Source organism: Salipiger abyssi (genome assembly GCF_001975705.1).
Lineage (GTDB): Bacteria > Pseudomonadota > Alphaproteobacteria > Rhodobacterales > Rhodobacteraceae > Salipiger > Salipiger abyssi.
The window spans coordinates 632,007-652,124 of sequence record NZ_CP015093.1 but is presented as its reverse complement, the minus strand read 5'-3'; the positions used below and the strand labels follow the sequence as shown (position 1 = coordinate 652,124).

The following is a 20,118-nucleotide window of genomic DNA, read 5'->3' as shown; positions in this document are numbered from 1 at the left end:
TTGCGCCTGTCCGGCCCGAAGCCGGTTTCATTGCCTGTGATGCGTCTCGCGATGAAGAGGGGGCCACCCTGGCCCCAAGCGCGCCGGTCAGTCGGCGCGCGGAACCAGCGGTGCGTCGGGCGACGTGTTGCTGTCTTCCGCCGAGGGCGGCGGCAGCAGCGCGTCGGTGTCGATGCCGTCGGTGCCTGTGCTGCCCGCATCGCCTTCCGCCGCCGGGGCGTCGCCGCTCAGACGGTCCATGACGGATACGCCCGATGCGTCCTGCGCGGCCAGGATCGTCAGGGTCAGCGAGGTCGCGATAAAGGCGATGGCCAGCCCCCAGGTCACCTTGCCGAGCGCCGTTGCGGCCGCGCGCTGGCTCATTGCGCCACCGCCGCCGCCCATGCCGAGCCCACCGCCTTCGGAGCGCTGAAGCAGCACCGCGCCGATCAGCGCAAGCGCGAGAAGAAGATGGACGATGAGAATGACGTTCTGCATGGAGGGTCCCGGATCCTGCGGTCTTGGCGCGCTATGTAGGGGAAGCGGGGCAGACACGCAACCCGCCACGGAGAGACGTCGCCGCAGAGTACTGTGATGGGTCTGACGGCAGCGGTGCGCTCTCGCGCAGGGGTTGTGCCCCTGTTTGATCAAAATAACGCAAGTGGTGTCTTGCCGGCGTATCGGGGCGCGGCTAGGCTTTATTTCATGAGTCAGGACAAACCCCTGTTGGGCATTCTTCTGATGCTCGGTTTTTGTGTTGTCGCGCCGATGGCGGATGCGATTGCAAAGCTTTTGTCGACCGTGGTGCCGCTGGCCGAGCTTGTGCTCATCCGCTTCGGCATTCAGGCGCTGGTCCTGATGCCGCTGATGCTGGCGACGGGGCGCAGTTTCCGGATGCCGCGCAAGGTTTTCTGGATCGCATTTTTCCGCACCTTATTGCACATCCTCGGGATCGGCATGATGGTGACGGCGCTGCGCTATCTGCCGCTGGCCGATGCGGTGGCGATTGCCTTCATCATGCCCTTCCTGATGCTGATCCTCGGTCACTACGTGCTGGGAGAAGAGGTCGGCTGGCGCCGGCTCGCGGCCTGCGCGGTGGGCTTTGTCGGCACGCTGATGGTGGTGCAGCCGGCGTTTCGCGATGTCGGCTGGCCGGCGCTGCTGCCCCTCGGAGTGGCGGTGAACTTCTCCGTCTTCATGCTGACCACGCGGCAGATCTCGCGCGAGGTGGATGCGATCTCCTTGCAGGGCGTTTCGGGGATCATGGCGGTTCTGGTGATCGGCGCACTGATGCTGGTGCTGCCGGAAGACACGGTGCCGGAACTGGCCTGGGAGAGTGTCGAGGGCGGAATCTGGGGCCAGTTGCTCGCCATTGGGCTGCTGGGCACGCTGGGCCATCTGCTGATGACCTGGTCGCTGCGCTACGCGCCCGGGGCCACCCTGGCGCCGATGCAGTATCTCGAGATCCCCTTTGCCACGATCATCGGCTTCGTGGTCTTCGGTGAGTTCCCGAACCCGCTGGCCAGCGCCGGGATCTGTGTCACCATTGGCGCCGGGCTCTATATCTTCATTCGGGAGCGGGCCATGCATCGGGCGCAGAAAGCAGCCCCCGCGCCAGCGCCGGCAGTTCCGCCACTGGCAGAATGATCAGCATCAGCGGCGCGTCGAAACGCAGGCTGACCCGCGCGGCGCTCGCCTCGTTCGAGGTGCCGGCGCGCAGATGCGGTGCGAAGTCAAGCCCGGCCAGCGGCCAGCGCAGCCCCTCGCTTTCGCCGCGCACCGCCCCCATGGGATAAAGCGAGACGCGGCTGCCCGGATCCAGATCCAGCTCCAGCCGCGGCGGCACCAGCGCCACCGCGTCGGAGGCGTCTGCAAGGATGCAGCGCCGGTCGGCGCGCCGCGCGAGCACGGTGAGCGAGGCAAGCTGGTGATCGACGCGCGGTCCGAGAAAGCCGGTGCCATAGATCAGCGGGGCCGAGATATGGCGCAGGCATTTGTCGAAATCGGTGCTATCCTGCTCCGATATGTGGTGGATCCGCGCTGCGGGGATCTGCACCCGGGTGCTTTCGGAGAGCGAGTCGAGATCGCCGATCACCGCGTCCGGCATGACGCCCGCGCGCAGCAGGGCCGCCGCGCCGCCATCCGCCGCGATGCGGGTCTCGCACTGCGGCAGCAGCGATTGCAGCAGTTCAGGGCTGTGATCGCCGCCTCCGGCGAGCAATACCGGGCGGTCACTGTGATGAGTTGCGTGATTCATGTCAATTTAATGGCGATTTGGGAAACCGACCACAATGCGGTCACGAAATGATACGGTGAATACCTAAGATTCGGTCAGCTTTGGTCTTGGTGATCGTGGTAAACACACTGTTGCAAAACGATTGAAAGTGAGCAGCACATGGTGAGTTCGAGCAAGATTCTGACGGTCTCCTACGGCACCTTTTCCTGCACGGCGGAAGGGTTCGAGGATCCATTGGGTGTGGTCAAGGAGACCACCCATTTCTTCCGTGGGGTGATCCGCGAGGACAGGTTCTTCGGCGCCGAACCGCCGCAGTTCGACCCTGACATGGCTGCGGAGCTTCTGCAATCGCAACTGAAATCCGAGATGGGCGAGGGGTCGCTGACCCTGCGCAGCCCGTTCAGCGGTGGCGCGGCCTCTGCCGGCGCGCTGAGCGCGGCGCTGGCCGCCGGCCCGTCGGCGCTGCGTCCGGCTGCCGCGGCGCCCGCCATGGCCGAGCCGGAGCCCGAGGCTGCGGTCACGGACAAACCCGGTGAGGAGAGCGTCGCCGCCGATGACGATCAGCCGCCGCTCGAAGACAGCATCGGCGCGGCGCTCGCCGCCGCTCGGGCACCCGAGACCGCGGACGCGGCGCCTGTCGCTGAAGCGGACAATGCTGGTGAGGAAGCTGCCATTGCGGCCGAGCCGGAGCCTGTCGCCGACGTCGTGGCCGATATCTCCGGCGATGACAGTCTGGAGGCCGAGGCGGAATTCTTCGAAACAGAGGCGGCCGAGCCGCCGCGTGCCGAGGCACCTGCACCTGCGCCGCTGAACGATCCCGAGAGCGTTGCCGCCAAACTGCGCCGCATCCGTGCGGTGGTCGCCGGTGAAGATCGGAGGGCTGCACCTGCCGATTCCGACGCGCTGGACGAGGCCGACGAGGCACCCGACGCGCCGGCCATGTCGGCGATGCTGGGCGCGCTGACGGCGGAGAGCGAGGACACGCTCGCCGCCGAAGAGAAAGGCGAGAACCTCTTCACCGACACCCTCGCGGGGCTCGCCTATGACGACAGCTACGACGAGGAAGAGGACGCCGCTCCGACACCCGAGACAGCGCCAGAGCCGGAAGCCGCCCCCGCCGTCAAGGCAGAGGCCGCACCCGACGCGGTCACGCCGCCGAAGCGCCCGCGCGCCCGCGTGGTCAAGGTCAAGCGCGCGGCGTTCGACTCCGCGCTGGCGGATGGGCTGATCGAAGAGGTCGCCGATGGCGGGCAGGGCGCTGACGACACCGTGAGCAGCCTCAGCGCCGAGGAGGAGGACGATCTCGCCCGCGAACTCGCCGCGGTGAAAGCCGAACTCAAGGCTGATTTCGACGCCGCCTGGGATGAGGCCGAAGACGAGGCCGGAGCCGACGACGCGCACGCCGTTGCCTCCGATGAAGACGATGAGGATTTCGACGACTGGGGCGACGATGACGAAAAGGGCATCCTGTCCGCCGTCGCGGCCTCGGTTTCGGAGGACGAGTATGAGGAGGACGGCGCCGAGGCGGAGGATCTGCCGAGCGCGCCGTTGCGGCTGCGCAAGGAGGATGTCGCGCCTGCCGACGACGAGGCCGACGAGGACGCCGCCTTCGCCCGCAACATCGAAAGCGAGTTCGACGAGGTCTTCGAGCCCGAGATGGAGAAGGCCGAAACCGCCGAGCCTGAGCCCGAGATCGATGACGAGGCGGTCGAACAGCTCGCCCGCAAGGGCGCCCGCAAGGCGATCAAGATGTCGAGCCCGGCCCGCGCCATGCTGACCGAGAACAGCGTCGGCGATACCGACGCCTCGCGCATCCTCGACGAGACCAACACCCAGCTCGAAGAACCCGAGGGCAACCGCCGCCGCAGCGCCATCGCGCATCTGCGTGCCGCTGTCGCCGCAACCCGTGCCGACAAGCTGCTGGGCCGCCGGAAGGACAGCGAAGAGGCGTTTGAGCCCTATCGCGAGGATCTCGCCAATGTGGTGCGCCCGCGCCGCCCGCACGCACCGGATCACCACACCGAGCGTCCCGCCGAGCCGGTCCGCCCGGCGCCGCTCAAGTTGGTGGCCGAGCAGCGGGTCGATGCGCAGCAGCCGGCGCCGCGTCCGCGCCGCGTGCATGTCGCCGAGGTCGAGACCGAGGCTGCGGCCGGGTTTGCCGATTATGCGGAAAGCGTCGGTGCGGTCGATCTGCCCGAGCTGCTGGAGGCGGCGGCGGCTTATCTCTCCTTTGTCGAGGGCCGCGAGCAGTTCTCGCGCCCGCAGCTGATGACCAAGGTGCGCCAGGTGGAGATGCACGAGTCGAGCCGTGAAGACCGGCTGCGGACCTTTGGCCAGCTTCTGCGCGAGGGCAAGATCGAGAAGACGCGCGGCGGGCGGTTCACCGCCTCCGAACGCATCAGCTTCAAGCCGGACGCGCGCGCCGCGGGCTGAGAGGCCGGACAGGGCATTTGGAAACGGCGGGTGCGCGAGCGCCCGCCGTTTTTTGCATCTGGCGGGTGTCGGATTGAGAGTATTTTTGGAAAGATGAAAGGGCGGGGTCAGCCGCGCCGGTCGAGCTTGGTCGTCAGGTGGATCAGGCTTTCCGAGCTTTTCACCCCCCGCGCCTCGGCAATGCGGTCGAGCGTGGCGTCGAGCTCTTCGGTGGAGCCCGCGCAGACGATCACCATCAGATCCACGCGGCCCGAGGTGGTGTGCACCGTCTCGACCGCCGGCATCTGTTTCAGCCGCGCCAGCACATCGGCCTGGGCGCGCGGCTCGATGCAGACCAGCACCGTGGCGCGGATCGCCTCCTTCAGCGCCGGGCCGCGCCGCAGGGTGAAGCCCGCGATGGCACCGCGCATCACCAGCCGGTCGATCCGCGCCTGAACCGTGGTGCGCGCCAACCCCAGTCGGCGCGCCAGATCCGAGACCGGCATGCGCGCATTGGCCGAGAGCAGGGCGACCAGCGCCCGGTCGGTTTCGTCGATCTGTGAGGTCGCGTTGTCGATTTGTGCCATTTGCCCCTCAGATTGACATATCTGACGCGCGAAATCGAGCGAAACCGCACCCATACTGGAGGGAAACGCAACAACAGGAGGTATTGCCATGGGGATCGAGCAGACCCTGATGCCGTCGCCGGAGTCCTGGTTGGCCCGCGCGCGGCCCGACGATCCGGTGTTCTTCTTCTGCCCGCTGCGGCTGGCGCAGGTGGCGGAGCGGTTCCAGAGCGGCTTTCCGGGGCTCGTGACCTATGCGGTCAAGGCCAACCCGGCGCCCGAGATGATCGACGGGCTGGTTGCCGCCGGGATCCGGGCCTTTGACGTCGCCTCGCCCGCCGAGATGGCGCTGGTGCGCGAACATTGCCCCGATGCCGTGTTGCACTACCACAACCCGGTGCGCTCGGAGGCCGAGATCGCCGCCGGGTTGGCGCATCGCTGTACCTCCTGGTCGGTGGACCGGCCGGGCGAGCTGGAAAAGCTGCGGTGCCTGCCGAAGGGCACGGAGATCGCGGTGCGGCTGAAACTGCCGGTCAAGGGTGCGGCCTATGATTTTGGTGCGAAATTCGGTGCGGGGCCGGAGCTGGCGGAGGCGCTGCTGCGCCGGGTCGCGGAGCTGGGCTTTACCCCGTCGCTCACCTTTCATCCCGGCACGCAATGCCGCACGCCGGCGCCCTGGGCGCGCTATGTCCGGGCTGCCGCCGATGTGGCGCGGGCGGCAGGGGTCACCCTGCACCGGCTGAATGTGGGCGGCGGCTTTCCATCGGACCGGGGCGAGGGCCATCCCGATCTCGAGGCGATCTTTGCCACAATCGAAACCGCCACCCGTGCCGCCTTTGCCACGCCGCCGCGGCTGGTCTGCGAGCCGGGGCGCGGGCTCTGCGCCGAGGCCTTCCTGCTGGTGCTGCGGGTGAAGGCGGTCGGGGATGACGCGGTGTTTCTCAATGACGGGATCTATGGCGGCATGGCCGAGTGGCGCGATCTCGGCCCCATGGCGCGGCTGCGGGTGGTGACGCCCGAGGGGCTGCCGCGCGGCGGGGCGGCGCGCGAGCGCATTGTCTTCGGCCCGACCTGCGACAGTCTCGACCGGCTGCCCGAGTCGGTGGCGCTGCCCGAGGCGATCCGTGAGGGCGATTACCTCGTCTTCGAGGGCATGGGGGCCTATTCGCGCGCGCTGGTCACCGGGTTCAACGGCTACGGAGCGCGCAGGATCGTCGCGATGACCTCCGCCTGCTGAGAAATCCCGCGCCCGGTGCTGGACACTGCCCAAGCGGGGCTTACAGTCCCGCGCAGTGACAAGCGGCGCGCGGAGGCACCAGGGATGGAAAAATTCGGCAAGAGCCAGTCCATGAAGCGCAGCGAGGATGTGCGCTTTCTCACCGGACATGGCCGTTATATCGACGATATCGCCCCCGAGGGCGCGCTGCATGCCTATGTGCTGCGCTCGCCGGTGGCCCATGCGGAGATCACCACACTGGATGTGAGTGACGCACGCGAGGCCGAGGGCGTGCATCTGGTGCTGACCGTCGAGGATCTGCTCGCGGCGGGCATGGATGTGAACATGCCGGGCACGGTGCTGACCAATCGCGACGGCACGAAGGGTGCTGCGCCGGAGCGTCCGCTGCTGGCGCGCGGGCGGCTGCGCCATGTCGGCGAGCCGGTGGCGCTGGTGGTGGCCGAGACCATGCAGCAGGCCAAGGATGCCGCCGAGCTGATCGAGCTCGATTTCGACGAGCTGCCGGCGCATGTGGAGGTCTGCGCGGGCGGCGAGACGATCCATCCCGAGGCGCCGGACAACCGCGCCTTCGACTGGGGTATGGGCGACGAGGCGGCAACGGCGGAGGCGTTTGACAAAGCGGCGAAAACCGTGCGGCTGGAGGTCGGCGACAACCGCGTGATCGTGAACGCCATGGAGGGGCGCGGCTGTTTCGCGGAATGGGACGGCAAGCGCATCCATGTGGCCTTCAACGGCCAGGGCGTCTGGGACATCAAGGGCGAGATGGCCGAGGCCATGGGGCTCGACGAGGCGGATGTGCGCATCACCAACCCCGATGTCGGCGGCGGCTTTGGCATGAAGGCGGCGTCCTACCCGGAGTATTTCTGCGTGGCGCAGGCGGCGCGGGCGCTGGGCAAGCCGGTGCGCTGGATGTCGGAGCGCACCGAGGGGATGCTGTCGGACCATGCGGGCCGCGATCTGGTGACCATGGCCGAGCTGGCCTTTGACGAGGCCAACCGGATCACCGGCTACCGGATCCACACGATCTGCAATCTCGGCGCCTACAACTCCGGTTACGGCCAGCCGATCCAGACGCTGCTATTTTCCAAGGTGCTGACCGGCACCTATGACATTCCGGCGGCCTATATGCGGGTGGAGGGGATCTATACCAACACCACGCAGGTCGACGCCTATCGCGGTGCCGGCCGCCCTGAGGCGATCTATGTGCTGGAGCGGGTGATGGACCGCGCCGCGCGCGATCTGGGCGTCGATCCGATCGAGCTGCGCAAGATCAACTTCATCAAGGACTTCCCCTACAAGACCCCCACGGGTGAGACCTATGACGTGGGCGATTTTCCCCGCGTGCTGGATCACGCCATTGCCGATGCCGACGTGGCGGGCTTTGCCGCGCGCAAGGCCGAGAGCGAGGCAAGGGGCAAGCTGCGCGGGCTGGGGCTCTGTTTCTATATCGAGTCGATTCTGGGCGATCCCTCCGAGGGGGTGAAGATCGAGTTCACCGAGCAGGGCGGCGCGCGGCTCTATGTCGGCACGCAGTCGAACGGGCAGGGGCACGAGACGGTCTTTGCCAAGTTCCTCAGCGACCAGACCGGCATTCCCTTCGAGAAAATCGAGTTCGTGCAGGGTGATAGCGACCTGATCGCGCAGGGCGGCGGCACCGGCGGCTCGCGCTCGGTGACCATGCAGGCCAATGTGACGCTGACCGCGGTGAAGGCGATGGTGGACGGGTTCACCGAGTTCCTCGCCGAAGAGATGGATGTGCCCGCCTCCGAGATCGCTTTCGATGACGAGCGTTTCCGCGCCGAGGGCTCGAACCTGACGCCCACCATGCTGGAGGTGGCGGAAATGGCCCGCGCCAGGGGACGCGCGGAGCTGCTGAGCTGGGATATACGCGACCAGATCCAGGCGCGCTCTTACCCGAACGGCGCGCATTTCGCCGAGATCGAGATCGACCGCGAGACCGGCGTCGCCGAAGTGGTGAAATACACGGTGGTCGACGATTTCGGCAATCTGATCAACCCGATGCTGGCCGAGGGCCAGGTGCATGGCGGGGTGGCGCAGGGGCTGGGTCAGGCGCTTTGCGAGCAGGTGGTGTTCGACGAGGACGGCCAGCTTCTGACCGCGACCTTCATGGATTACGCCATGCCGCGCGCCTATGATGTGCCCTTCATTCATTTCGACGTGGAGCCGGTGCCCTCGACCGGCAATCCGATGGGGATGAAGGGCTGCGGCGAGGCCGGCACGGTGGGCGCGCTGGCGGCGGTGTCGAACGCGGTGCAGGATGCGCTCTGGCCGCTGGGCGTGCGTCAGGTGGACATGCCGTTCACGCCGATGCGGCTCTGGCGCCTTATGGGCGGGGCGCGGATGGCGGCGGAATAGGTCCGATCTCCCGAAAATACGGAAGGTCAAGTTTTTTGGTCACGCTTTCTTGAGAAGGCTTTAAAATGTGGCTTTCCTGCCCATCTCTTTCTCAGGATCGCGGAGACGGAACCTCCGCGACGCCTTCACTGTCCCTCGTTCCGTGACTGGCGCCCAAGGATTTCCTTGGGCGCTTTTTCTTTGCGCCGCGCCGCGCTAGCCTCAGGCCATGAGCTATTCCGACGCCTTCCTGAAAGAGATTCTCGCCCGCACCAGGGTGATCGCTGTCATCGGCGTGTCGCTGAATCCGGTGCGGCCCAGCTATTACGTGGCGCGCTATCTGAGCCTGCGCGGCTACCGGGTGATCGGGGTCAATCCCGGTCATGCGGGCGCGCAGCTCTTTGGCGAGACGGTGCGCGGCGGGATCGAGGATCTGCCGGCGGAGGTGGATATGGTCGACATCTTCCGCCGCTCCGAGGGAGTGCCGCCCATCGTCGACGCGGCGCTGGAACATCTGCCCAATCTGCGCACGATCTGGATGCAGATCGGCGTCGCGCATGCGGAGGCCGCCGCAAAGGCCGAGGCGCGGGGCGTCGATGTGGTGATGAACCGCTGCCCGAAGATCGAATACCAGCGCCTCAATGGCGAGCTGCGCATGGGCGGGTTCAACACCGGGGTGATTTCCTCGAAGCTCTGACGGTGGACGGCGCTCGTTGCCGGGGGCAACATCGCCCCGCCCGCCGTCCCGCAGACCGACCGCTGCTTTCATCTTTCCGGCAAATACTCACGGCGCGACCGTGGGGCCGGGCGCGACCCCGGGCAGGGGCGCCGCCTCTCAGCCCTTGCGCGCGGCCTTCTCGGCCAGGCCGGACTGCCCCTGACGCCGCGCCAGCTCGGCCATCACGTCAGAGAGCGGCAGATCGCGCGCCTTCAGCATCACCAGGAAGTGGAAGAGCACATCCGCCGCCTCTCCGGTGAGTTTCTCGCGGTCGTTCTTCACCGCCTCGATGATTGCCTCGACCGCCTCCTCGCCGAATTTCTCGGCGCATTTCTCCGGCCCCTTGGCGAGCAGCTTGGCGGTCCAGCTTTCCTCGGGCGAGGCCTCGGCGCGGGTGGCGACGATGGTTTCGAGTTCTTCCAGCGTCATTCAGAGCCTCACCGGGATGCCTGCGGTGGCCATGTGCTGCTTGGCCTCCTGGATGGAATATTCGCCGAAATGAAAGATCGACGCGGCGAGCACGGCGGAGGCATGGCCCTCGGTCACGCCCTCGACCAGATGGTCGAGCGTGCCGACGCCTCCGCTCGCGATCACCGGCACATCCACCGCATCGGCGATGGCGCGGGTCAGGGGCAGGTTGAAGCCCGATTTGGTGCCGTCGCGGTCCATGGAGGTGAGCAGGATCTCTCCGGCGCCTTTTGCGGTCACCGTGCGGGCGAAGTCCACAGCGTCGATGCCGGTGGGCTTGCGGCCGCCATGGGTGAAGATCTCCCAGCGGCCCGGTTCCACGGTCTTGGCGTCGATTGCGACCACGATGCATTGCGAGCCGAAATGATCGGCGGCCTCGGCCACCACATCGGGGTTGGCCACCGCCGCCGAGTTGAAGCTGACCTTGTCCGCGCCCGCGAGCAGGAGGGCGCGGACATCGGCCACCGTTCGCACGCCCCCGCCCACGGTGAGCGGGATGAAGCATTGCTCGGCGGTGCGGGTGACCACATCGAACATCGTGCCGCGATTCTCGTGCGTGGCGTGGATGTCGAGAAAGGTGATCTCGTCGGCGCCGGCGGCGTCATAGGCGCGCGCGGCATCGACAGGGTCGCCCGCATCGCGCAGGTCGACGAAATTCACGCCCTTGACCACACGGCCATCGGCGACATCGAGACAGGGGATGATGCGGGTCTTGAGCATGGGGGCCTTATGGCGCGGATTGCGCGCGGGGGGAAGGGGGCGCGCGGGCCGAGAGGGCGGAATGCGTATTTGGAAAAGAGAAGACAACAGGGGCTCGTTCCCGGCGGGCAAAGCCTGTATGCGGGCGGGATGGGTGAGACATTCGAGATCTTCCTGGCCTGCGCGCCGGGGCTGGAGGCGGCGCTGGCGGGTGAGGCCAAGGCGGCGGGGTTCGGGCCTCTGCGCCCCGTGGCGGGCGGCGTGGCCTTCGATGGCGGCTGGGTCGAGGTCATGCGCGCCAACCTGTATCTGCGCGGCGCGGCGCGGGTGCTGGCGCGGATCGGCGGGTTTCCGGCGGTGCATCTGGCGCAGCTCGACAAGCGGGCGCGGAAATTCCCCTGGGGCGAGGTGCTGCGCGCCGATCAGCCGGTGAAGATCGAGGCGCTGAGCCGCAAGTCGAAGATCTATCACGCGGGCGCCGCGAAGGAGCGGGTGGAGCGGGCGATCTCCGAGGAGCTGGGCGCGCCGGTGGGCGATGACGGCGTGCGGCTGCTGCTGCGCATCGAGGAAAACATGGTGAGTTTCTCGGTCGATACCTCCGGCGCGCCGCTGCACCGGCGCGGCCACAAAGAGGCGGTTGGCAAGGCGCCGATGCGCGAGACGCTGGCGGCACTGTTCCTGCGTCAATGCGGCTATCGCGGCGAGGAGCCGGTGCTCGATCCGATGTGCGGCTCGGGCACCTTTGTGATCGAGGCGGCGGAGATCGCGATGGGGCTGGCGCCGGGGCGTTCGCGAGCGTTCGATTTCGAGCGGCTGGCCGGGTTCGATGGCGATACCTGGGAAGCGATGAAGGCGGAGTACGCGCCGCGCGAGACGGCGCTGCGGTTTCATGGCTTCGACCGTGACGCGGGCGCGGTGCGCATGGCGGCGTCCAATGCCGCGCGTGCCGGGGTCGAGGGTATTGCCAGCTTTGCCTGCCAGCCCTTCAGCGCGCTGGAGCGGCCCGAGGGGCCGCCGGGGCTGGTGATGGTGAACCCGCCTTACGGCGCGCGGATCGGCAAACCGGGGCCGCTGCACGCGCTGCACAAGAGCCTGGGCGATGTGCTGAAAGCGCGCTTCCGCGGCTGGCGCGTGGGGATCGTGACCTCCGAGCCCGGGTTGGCCAAGGCCACGGGCCTGCCCTTCCTGCCGCCGGGGCCGCCGGTGGCGCATGGGCCGCTGAAGATCCGGCTCTACCGGACCGATCCGCTCTGAGCCGGGGCTTAACGGGCCGCGCCCGCCGCCCTATATTGACCTCATGAAACGCATACCCGCCCTGATCCTCGCCGCCTGCCTGATGTCCCCGCCCGCCTATGCGCAGGAGGCCGAAAAAGACGAGTCCGACAGCCTGATGAAGCGCGGGGCGGAGATGTTCCTGCGCGGGCTGATGGACGAGCTGGACCCGGCAATGCGCGAGCTGGAGGATCTGGCCGGCGAGATGGAGCCGGCGCTGCGCAGTTTCGGCGAGGAGATGGGCCCGGCGCTGCGCGATCTCATGGGGCAGGTGCAGGACTGGTCGCGCTACGAACCGCCCGAGATGCTGCCCAATGGCGATATCATCCTGCGCCGCAAGCCGGAGGCGCCGGATCTGCCCGCGCCGCTCACCCCGCCGGAGCTCGATCCGCCGGAAGAGGGCGAGATCGACCTCTGAGCGCCGACCTCAGGCGCCGGCGATCTCCACCCGCACCTCGTCGGCGTTCAGCGACCTGGCCAGCGAGTTGAAGCGCGATTCGGCCACCTCGCCAAAGAGCGGCGCCGCCTCCTGCGTCAGATTCAGCACCAGCGCGCGCGCCTCGGCATCCCAGTCGAGATGCGCGCCGCCCTCCTGGCTGGCATCCGACATCCACAGCATCGAGCCGAAACGCATCGCCTTGCCCAGCACCTCGGCCTTTTGCTGCTCGCTCTCGTCGATCAGCGTGTAGAAATCCTCGAACCGGGTGCCGTCACGCTTGTTCTTGTAGCGGTGCAGCAGCGCCAGCCCGAGAAACACCCGTTCCTGATGGTCGAGCCCGCCGAGATTGGCGCGGGTGACATAGTCGAAACAGGTCTCGGCGCGGTAATCGGGATGGGCGCGCCAGCTCACATCGTGCAGCAGGCAGGCGGCCTTGACGATGCGCAGCCGCGCCTCGCCGGCGCCGGCGAAGAGCGGCAGAACGAAGCGGTAGAGCTTTTTGCCGAAGCCCGGCAGGCGCGCGTCCTTGGCCTCGGAAAAGCGGCAGGCCTCGACCAGCGGATCTCGGTCGCGCAGCATCTGCGGCATCTGTTCGTAAAGCAGCCCCTCGCGGATCCCGTAGGAGGAGATGGCGATCTCGGACGGGGCGAACACCTCCATCAGCTCGGCCAGCACCTCGGCGGCATAGGGCACCAGGCTCATCCGCGCCGAAGAGATCGAGCAGGCGCCGCGCAGCGCCTCGAGATCGGCCTTCTCGATGAATTTCAGCGTCTCGTTCACCGCCTCGCGGTCCATGCGGTATTCGTGCAGGACATGCAGCGGGTAGCCGCGGCGCTCCATGTCGATACGGGCAATGGCGCGCCAGGAACCGCCGACGAGGAACAGGCGCGAGCCGGGCATCTCCATCTTGTCGGCGAGCTTCTGGATGTTCTTGCGGATATGCTTTTCGCGCGCCTTCTTGCCGCCGTCGAGATCCTTGAAGCGCAGCGGGCCCAGCGGCGAGGTCATGCGGCGGCCCACCTGACCGCCCGAAAGCCCGGCCAGCTCCATCGAGGAGCCGCCGATATCGCAGATCATGCCGTCGGCGCCGGGCCAGCCGAGCAGCACGCCCTGCGCCGAGAGCCGCGCCTCTTCCTCGCCGTCGATCACCCAGATCTTGAGCCCGGTCTTTTGCTCGATTTCCGAGCGGAAGGCGGGGCCGTCCTCGGCCTCGCGCATGGCGGCGGTGGCGACGGCGGTGAGCGGCGGCAGGTCCATGCCGCGCGCCAGCGTCTGGAACCGCGCCAGGGCGGAGAGCGCGCGCTCCTTGCCCTTGGGGTTCAGCCGCCCGGTCTCCGGCATGCCGGCGCCAAGCCCGCACATGATCTTTTCATTGTAGAAATAGGCCGGAGAGCGCGCCGCGCCGTCGAATACCACAAGCCGGACCGAGTTCGATCCGATATCCACGACACCCACGCGCGACAGGCGCCGCGCCTGCGGGTTGTCGAAGAGCGGGTGCCCGAAAGGCCCCCAATCGCCGTGGGCGGAATCGGTTTGTCCGTCCATGTGCATCCCCGGTTTGTCTGCGAGACCCTGTATCACGGCTTTGCCGCGGCGCGAAAGACCTCAGACGGGGAAATGCACGGAGAGGGCGAGCGGTTCCGTCGGGTCAGCGGAAGAGCGACAGCAGCGATTGCGGGGCGTTGTTGGCGATGGAGAGCGCCTCCACCGCGAGCTGCTGCTGCACATTCAGCGCCTGAAGCCGGGCGGTGGCCTCTTCCATATCGGTGTCGACCAGCGTGCCGATGCCGGAGGTCATCGCGTCGGAGAGCTTGTCGTTGAAGGCCTGCTGGGTTTCGAGCCGGTTCTGATCCGAGCCGAAGCCGGCGGAGGCGGCGACGGTGTAATCCAGCAGCCCTTCGATGCTGGTCAGCGCTGCCTCGGCGCCGGCGGCGGTGGAGACGTCGAGATCGGCGAGAAGCTCCAGCCCGCCGCCGATGGTATTGCCGGCCTCGGCGCTGAGCGTGTTGAGATTCACGTCGATGGTGTCGGTGCCGCCGGTGACGGAGGAGGAGACGGTCAGGCTGGTGCCGGAGGCGGCGATCGAGAGAACCGAGTCGTCGATGCCGTTCCGGGCAGCGTAGTCGCCCCATTTCCGCGCCAGCGCGGTCACCACATCGCTGATGCCGTCGCCGTCGCGGGCGACATAGCGCAGCTCTGACGTGGCCATCTGGGCGCGGGTTTCGGAGGCACCGGTCGTGGTGCGCAGATCCGCCTCGGTAAAGCTCGAATCGTCCGCATCGGTGCCGAAGACCGAGAGGGTAAAGCCCATGCCGGTCTCGACCGCGATGCCGCTGGCGTCGATCTCGCGGCTCTGCGTGGCGTCGAGCGTGGCGCTGGCGGCGTCGGAAGTGTAGGTGCCGCCGCTCGCGGAAATCGCCGAGGCCCCGGTGGTGAGGTCGCGCCTCGCGATGGCGATATCGGCGCCGGTCACCCCCTGCGCATCGCGGCGCAGGAAGCCCAGCACCGCCTCGCTGCCGGAACCGGCGGTGTTCTCGGTGTTCGTCAGCAGATTCAGCCCGTTGAACTGCGCCATCTCGACCACCGCACCGATCTGGTCGCGCAGCGCGTCGATATTGTTCTGGATCTTGCCGCGGTCGACATTCTCGCCCTGCGCGGCGACGATCCTGCCCTTCATCTCGGTGAGCAGGTCGGCCACCGTCTCCGAGGCGTCGCGCGCCACCGCCAGCGTGGCACTGCCGAGCGAGAGGCTGTCGGAGACGCGTTTATAGCCCAGAACATCGGCCTGCATGGTCTGGGAGATCGCCCAGACGGCGGCGTTGTCCTCGGCGCTGGAAACGCGGCGGCCGGTGGCGATCTCCTGCTGGGTGCTGGCGATATTGAGGTTGATCTGATGCAGGGTCTGGAGCGCGATGGAGGCGCTCTCATTGGTGAGAATGCTGGACATGGGGCAAAGCCTTTGGCGGGGGTAACGGGCGCTTTGCACCGCTGCGGCCCCGTGTCCGGGGCATCCGTCTAGCCATTCCGGCAGAAACGGGACATGGGCGCATGGCCCTCCCGCGCCGCCCGCCCCCCGAGCGCGGAAGGCAGATTCGGCGGAAAAGATTGAGCGTCGGTTAAGGGGAGGGGAGAAACGTGCCGGTTTCGTCTCGTTTGAGCCACGTAGCCGGCGCGGACTCGAGGCGCACCGTGCCGCCGCGAGCCCATGTGCCGGCGATGATGCGGTTTTCCAGTTCGTGGCGCCGCAGGGTGGGCAAAATTTGCCCGCCCTACATCACAAACGTTACACGCCCCGTTCAGTCGCCATGTGTGAGCTTCGGCACATCGCCCGCGCCCGCCGAGCCACGGCCCGAGAGCGAGGGGTTCTCCATGAAGAAGCGGTGGCAGTTGAACGGCGTCTCGCCCTCCGGCACCGCGTGGCGGGTGAACTTGCCCGAGGGCTCCATCACCCAGCTCTGCGCCGTGTCGGCAAGGTTCGCCGCCATGATCTGGCTGACGATCTGCGCCTTCACCGTGGCATTGTGGATCTCCACCCCGGTCTCGATCCGCCGGTTCAGGTTGCGCCCCATCCAGTCGGCCGAGGACATGAAGACCCGCGCATTCTTGTGCGGCAGCCCGTGTCCGTTGCCGAAACAGGCGATGCGCGAGTGTTCGAGGAACCGCCCGACGATGGATTTCACCCGGATAGTCTCCGACAGCCCCTTGATGCCGGGCCGCAGCCCGCAGATGCCGCGTATCACGCAGTCGATCTTCACCCCCGCCTGACTTGCCGCATAAAGCGCGTCGATCATGTCGGGCTCGATCAACGAGTTCATCTTGATCCAGATCTGCGCGGGCTTTCCGGCGCGGGCATGCTCGGCCTCGGCGGCGATCAGCTCCAGCATGCGCGGTTTCAGCGAATGCGGCGAGATCGAAAGGTTTTCCAGCCCCTCGGGCTGGGCGTAGCCGGAGAGATAGTTGAAGATCTTGGCCGCATCGCGCCCCAGCGCCGGGTCGCAGGTAAAGAACGACAGGTCGGTATAGATCTTGGCGGTGATCGGGTGGTAGTTGCCGGTGCCCCAATGGGTATAGGTCACCAGCCTGTCGCCCTCGCGGCGCACCACCTGAGAGATCTTGGCGTGGGTCTTCCAGTCGAGGAAGCCATAGACCACATGCGCGCCCGAGCGCTCCAGCCGCCGCGACTGGCGGATATTGGCGGCCTCGTCGAACCGCGCCTTCAGCTCGACAAGCGCGGTGACCGACTTGCCGTCCTCCGCCGCCTCGCAGAGCGCCTCGACGATGGGGGAGTTCTTGGAGGTGCGGTAGAGCGTCTGCTTGATCGCCACCACATCCGGATCCAGCGCCGCCTGATGCAGAAAACGCACCACCATGTCGAAGGTCTCGTAGGGGTGGTGCAGCAGCATGTCCTTCTGCGCGATGGCGCGGAACATGTTGCCGTCGTGATCCTGCACCCGTTCCGGCACGCGCGGGGTGAAGTTCGGCCAGAGCAGGTCGGGGCGGTTGTCGAGCACGAGCTCTTTGACATCGGCGATGCCGATCATGCCCTCGAGCTCGATCACCTCGTCGTCCTGCACATGCAGCTCGCGCTGGACGATGTCGCGCAGCGCCTTGGGGGCGCCGGCGGTGACGGTGAGCCGGACCACCTCGCCACGGCGGCGGCGCTTCAGCGCCACCTCGAATTCGCGGACCAGATCCTCGGCCTCTTCCTCCACCTCGAGATCGCTGTCGCGCAGCACGCGGAAGCCGAAATGATCCTTCACCCGGTAGCCCGGGAACAGGCTGTCGATATGAAGCAGCAGCACGTCTTCGAGATAGATGAAGCGCTGCTGACCGTCGGTGGAGGGCAGCGCGAGGAAACGGTCGATCTGATGCGGGATCGGCAGCAGCGCGTTGCGCGAGCGCCGGTCGCGCTTGCGCTCCAGCGTGACCGCGAGGCAATAGCCCATATTGGCGATGAAGGGGAACGGGTGCGCCGGGTCGATGGCCAGCGGCGACAGTACCGGGAAGACCTGATTGAGAAAGACCTCTTCCACATGCGCCAGATCCGCCGGGGCGAGCTGGTCGCGCGGCACGATGTCGATGCCGGCCGCGGCCATCTCGGTCTCCAGCGCCAGCAGCACCTTTTGCTGATGCGCCATGAGCCGGCGCGCGTCCTCGTCGATCAGCACAAGCTGCTCCGCCGGGCTCAGCCCGTCGGCGGCGGGGGTGGTGTTGCCCTCATGTGCCAGCTCGCGCAGGCCGGCGACGCGCACGGTGTAGAACTCGTCGAGATTGCCCGCCGAGATCGACAGAAAGCGCAGCCGTTCCAGCAGCGGCACGCGCGGGTTCTCGGCCTCTTCCAGAACGCGCCAGTTGAAACCGAGCCAGCTCAGCTCGCGGTTGAAGAAACGACCGGAGCCCGAGAGATCGGTATCGGCGAACTCGACGGGGGCGGGCAGCGGGGCTGTAAGGAAATCTGCAATACTCATGGGGGGCTTATGCGCTCAGGTTTGCAACAGCTTTGTGACGGGGTCTTGGATTATTCTGACAGCTCCTCCGGGGGCGTTACAAGCCGCGTCAGCACCGCGCGCGCCAGCGCCCGCGTGATCCCCTTGGGCCGGCTCATGGCGCTGGCGTCGAGCGCCTTGACCAGCGCCTGCGCCATGGCGAAGCTGCGCGGCATGTGGCGCACGAGATAGGGAATCACATCCGGCGCCGGCACGCATTGCCGGTCGGCGAGCTGCTTGACCAGCACCGCCGCCAGCAGCGTGTCGTCCGGATCGGGCAGGGTGGCGGTCTGGGTGCCCTCCATCCGGCTTTTCAGATCGGGCAGGGTGAGCGGCCAGAGCGCCGGCGGGGCGCTGGCGGTGACCATCAGCGGCTGGCGTTGCGCCAGCGCGAGGTTGTGCAGGTGAAAGAGCGCCTCCTCGGCGGCGCGGTCGCCGGCGCTGCGGTCGGCATTCTCCACGCAGACCGGTGCCGTGGCGAGCGCCGGGATATCGGCGCCGGGCAGATCGGCGGCGCCGATGATGGCGGCACCGGTCTCGGCGGCCCAGACATGGGCGAGATGGGTCTTGCCGGCGCCGCCGGGTCCCACCAGCACCAGCTTGCCGCTGGGCCAGTCGCGCCAGTTGTCCATCAGTGCCACCGCCAGCGCGTTCGAGCCGCCGACGAAATAATCCTCGCGCCCCAGTGCCGTGCGGACCGGCAGGGGCAGGGGCAGCTGCTCCGGCCCGATCATGGCTGTTCCTGCTCTTCGTCGGTGAGGCCGCGATAGAGCCGGCTGTCGGTATATTGCTCGACAAGGAAGCGGGCAAAGACGCCCAGGGCGGCGGCCAGCGGCACCGCCACCAGCATGCCGATGAAGCCGAACAGCGTGCCGAAGACCGACAGCGCCAGGATCAGCCAGACCGGGTGCAGCCCGACCGAGTCGCCCACCAGTTTCGGCGTGAGGAAATTGCCCTCAAGGAACTGGCCGAAGAAGAACACCCCCGCCACGGCGGCGATCCAGAACCAGTCGCCCCAGAACTGGAACAGCGCCAGCCCGATGGCCAGCACGCCGCCGACGATGGCGCCGACATAGGGGATGAAGGTCAGCATGCCCGCGACCACACCCACGACGAGGCCGAATTGCAGCCCCACCAGCCAAAGCGCCACGGCGTAATAGGTGCCGAGGATCAGGCAGACCGAGCCCATGCCACGGATGAAGCCGGCGAGCGTCGCATCGACATCGCGGGCCAGCCGGCGGATCACCGGCGCGTGGTCGCGCGGCAGCAGCTCGTCGATGCGGGCGACCATATTGTCCCAGTCGAGCAGCATGTAGACCGCCACCACCGGCACGATGACGAAGAGCAGCAGGATGTTGATCACCGACAGCGCCGAGGTCAGCGCGGTGTTCAAAAGCTCTGCGCCGCGCTCCTTGACCGTGTCGCCGATGGAGACCAGTGCCGAGCGCACCGGGCTGTCCTCGACCATGACCGAGGGGAACTGTTCGGTGAGGAAGCTTTGCAGGTTGCGGAAAAGCTGCGGCGCGAAATCCACAAGCTGCGTGGTCTGGCGCACCAGCGCCGGCACCACCGCCAGTGCCAGGATCACAAAGAGCAGCCCGGTAGCCACGGTGATCGTGCCGGTGGCCATGCCGCGACTGAGCCCCAGACGTTCCAGCCGGTCGGCGACGGGGTCGAGGAAATAAGCGATGGCCCCGCCCAGCACGAAGGGCAGCAGCACGTCGCCAAGGAACCACAGGATCACCGCGAACACCGCCGCGGCGAGCCCCCAGTATTTCAGCTGTGTGCGTACCGGCAGCGCCATATGCGGTCTTTCCCCGAAATCTCTGCCCCTACATCGCGTGTCGCCGCGCCGGATTCAAGGCCGCGCGCCGGGCCGGGTCGGGAATACCCGCCCCCGGATCGCGCCCCGGGTCGGGTTTTCCCGCCTGTGGCGCGGAGGAGGGCATTGTTAGCCTCGTATGCATTCAAGACCCCCCGCAGGATAGATAAGGCTCGATCCCATGACGAAACAGATTGCCAGCAAGATTTTCACCCTTCTCTCTGCCGCGCCGGCCCGTCCGGGTGCAAAGCCTGGTGCGGGGATCACCCGCGCCGACAGCCCCTGGACCGATCCCGCCTCAAGCCAGTACCGCGATATCGCGTCCTGCCTTTGAGCGGGGACACATCGCCGGTCATCCAGCTCCAGCGTGTTTTGGCTGCATAGCGTGCAGGATCACGTCGGCTCCGAGTGGATCCGCTGGCAGCGCTT

18 protein-coding genes are annotated in these 20,118 nt (G+C 67.3%); 8 read left to right on the top strand and 10 right to left on the bottom strand.

The window, feature by feature from the left end; all coding sequences use genetic code 11:
- Positions 1-87: 87 nt before the first annotated feature.
- Entirely contained in the window at positions 88-477 is a 390-nt protein-coding gene (secG, locus tag Ga0080574_RS06700; protein WP_076696333.1) for a preprotein translocase subunit SecG, read from the bottom strand.
- A gap of 207 nt (positions 478-684) precedes the next feature.
- Here secG and Ga0080574_RS06695 point away from each other — a divergent pair, with 207 nt between their 5' ends.
- Entirely contained in the window at positions 685-1,626 is a 942-nt protein-coding gene (locus Ga0080574_RS06695) for a DMT family transporter (RefSeq protein WP_076696331.1), read from the top strand.
- Here the strand turns inward: Ga0080574_RS06695 and Ga0080574_RS06690 are convergent.
- A complete protein-coding gene (locus Ga0080574_RS06690) occupies positions 1,547-2,236 on the bottom strand; it encodes a thiamine diphosphokinase (RefSeq protein WP_076696329.1) in 690 nt (229 codons plus the stop codon). The two genes, Ga0080574_RS06695 and Ga0080574_RS06690, sit on opposite strands and share 80 nt — an antisense overlap.
- Positions 2,237-2,374: 138 nt before the next feature.
- Between Ga0080574_RS06690 and Ga0080574_RS06685 the strand changes: the two genes are divergently transcribed.
- Positions 2,375-4,648 carry a hypothetical protein gene (locus Ga0080574_RS06685; RefSeq protein ID WP_076696327.1) on the top strand — a complete coding sequence of 758 codons (2,274 nt, stop codon included), beginning with the start codon at positions 2,375-2,377 and terminating at the stop codon, positions 4,646-4,648.
- Positions 4,649-4,755: 107 nt separating this feature from the next.
- Here the strand turns inward: Ga0080574_RS06685 and Ga0080574_RS06680 are convergent, their stop codons facing one another.
- Positions 4,756-5,214, bottom strand: coding sequence for an Lrp/AsnC family transcriptional regulator (locus Ga0080574_RS06680; RefSeq protein ID WP_076696325.1), 459 nt, complete (start codon positions 5,212-5,214; stop codon positions 4,756-4,758).
- An 88-nt stretch (positions 5,215-5,302) separates the two neighbouring features.
- On the opposite strand from Ga0080574_RS06680, the gene Ga0080574_RS06675 reads away from it, so the two are divergent.
- The 3 genes from Ga0080574_RS06675 to Ga0080574_RS06665 all read left to right on the top strand — a co-directional run bounded on the left by Ga0080574_RS06675 (position 5,303) and on the right by Ga0080574_RS06665 (position 9,482).
- Positions 5,303-6,430, top strand: coding sequence for a type III PLP-dependent enzyme (locus tag Ga0080574_RS06675; protein ID WP_076696323.1), 1,128 nt, complete (start codon positions 5,303-5,305; stop codon positions 6,428-6,430).
- Positions 6,431-6,514: 84 nt separating this feature from the next.
- The gene (locus Ga0080574_RS06670; RefSeq protein ID WP_076696321.1) at positions 6,515-8,806 is read left to right on the top strand and encodes a xanthine dehydrogenase family protein molybdopterin-binding subunit; all 2,292 of its coding nucleotides are present in this window, start codon (positions 6,515-6,517) and stop codon (positions 8,804-8,806) included.
- 208 nt (positions 8,807-9,014) lie between these two features.
- Positions 9,015-9,482, top strand: a complete 468-nt coding sequence (locus Ga0080574_RS06665) for a CoA-binding protein (RefSeq protein ID WP_076696319.1) — start codon at positions 9,015-9,017, stop codon at positions 9,480-9,482.
- A gap of 138 nt (positions 9,483-9,620) precedes the next feature.
- Here the strand turns inward: Ga0080574_RS06665 and Ga0080574_RS06660 are convergent, their stop codons facing one another.
- A complete protein-coding gene (locus Ga0080574_RS06660; RefSeq protein WP_076696317.1) occupies positions 9,621-9,932 on the bottom strand; it encodes a phosphoribosyl-ATP diphosphatase in 312 nt (103 codons plus the stop codon).
- Positions 9,933-10,691, bottom strand: a complete 759-nt coding sequence (hisF, locus tag Ga0080574_RS06655) for an imidazole glycerol phosphate synthase subunit HisF (protein ID WP_076696315.1) — start codon at positions 10,689-10,691, stop codon at positions 9,933-9,935.
- Positions 10,692-10,820: 129 nt separating this feature from the next.
- On the opposite strand from hisF, the gene Ga0080574_RS06650 reads away from it, so the two are divergent.
- Entirely contained in the window at positions 10,821-11,924 is a 1,104-nt protein-coding gene (locus Ga0080574_RS06650; RefSeq protein WP_076696313.1) for a THUMP domain-containing class I SAM-dependent RNA methyltransferase, read from the top strand.
- 43 nt (positions 11,925-11,967) lie between these two features.
- Positions 11,968-12,360, top strand: a complete 393-nt coding sequence (locus Ga0080574_RS06645; RefSeq protein ID WP_076696311.1) for a hypothetical protein — start codon at positions 11,968-11,970, stop codon at positions 12,358-12,360.
- A 9-nt stretch (positions 12,361-12,369) separates the two neighbouring features.
- Here Ga0080574_RS06645 and Ga0080574_RS06640 read toward each other — a convergent pair whose 3' ends face one another.
- The 5 genes from Ga0080574_RS06640 to Ga0080574_RS06620 form a co-directional block, all read right to left on the bottom strand.
- Entirely contained in the window at positions 12,370-13,926 is a 1,557-nt protein-coding gene (locus Ga0080574_RS06640; RefSeq protein ID WP_156876319.1) for a Ppx/GppA family phosphatase, read from the bottom strand.
- A gap of 103 nt (positions 13,927-14,029) precedes the next feature.
- Complete coding sequence (locus Ga0080574_RS06635) at positions 14,030-15,328, bottom strand: flagellin N-terminal helical domain-containing protein (protein ID WP_076696307.1); 1,299 nt, start codon at positions 15,326-15,328, stop codon at positions 14,030-14,032.
- Between the two features lie 349 nt (positions 15,329-15,677).
- A complete protein-coding gene (locus Ga0080574_RS06630; RefSeq protein WP_076696305.1) occupies positions 15,678-17,849 on the bottom strand; it encodes an RNA degradosome polyphosphate kinase in 2,172 nt (723 codons plus the stop codon).
- Between the two features lie 50 nt (positions 17,850-17,899).
- Positions 17,900-18,601: a P-loop NTPase family protein gene (locus tag Ga0080574_RS06625; RefSeq protein WP_076696303.1), complete on the bottom strand. Its 702-nt coding sequence runs from the start codon at positions 18,599-18,601 to the stop codon at positions 17,900-17,902.
- Positions 18,598-19,671, bottom strand: coding sequence for an AI-2E family transporter (locus Ga0080574_RS06620; RefSeq protein ID WP_076696301.1), 1,074 nt, complete (start codon positions 19,669-19,671; stop codon positions 18,598-18,600). Before Ga0080574_RS06620 ends, Ga0080574_RS06625 begins: the two co-directional genes overlap by 4 nt.
- Positions 19,672-19,870: 199 nt before the next feature.
- Between Ga0080574_RS06620 and Ga0080574_RS25845 the strand changes: the two genes are divergently transcribed.
- On the top strand, positions 19,871-20,023 hold the full coding sequence (locus Ga0080574_RS25845) for a hypothetical protein (RefSeq protein ID WP_156876317.1): 153 nt from the start codon (positions 19,871-19,873) through the stop codon (positions 20,021-20,023).
- The last annotated feature ends 95 nt before the right edge of the window (positions 20,024-20,118 follow it).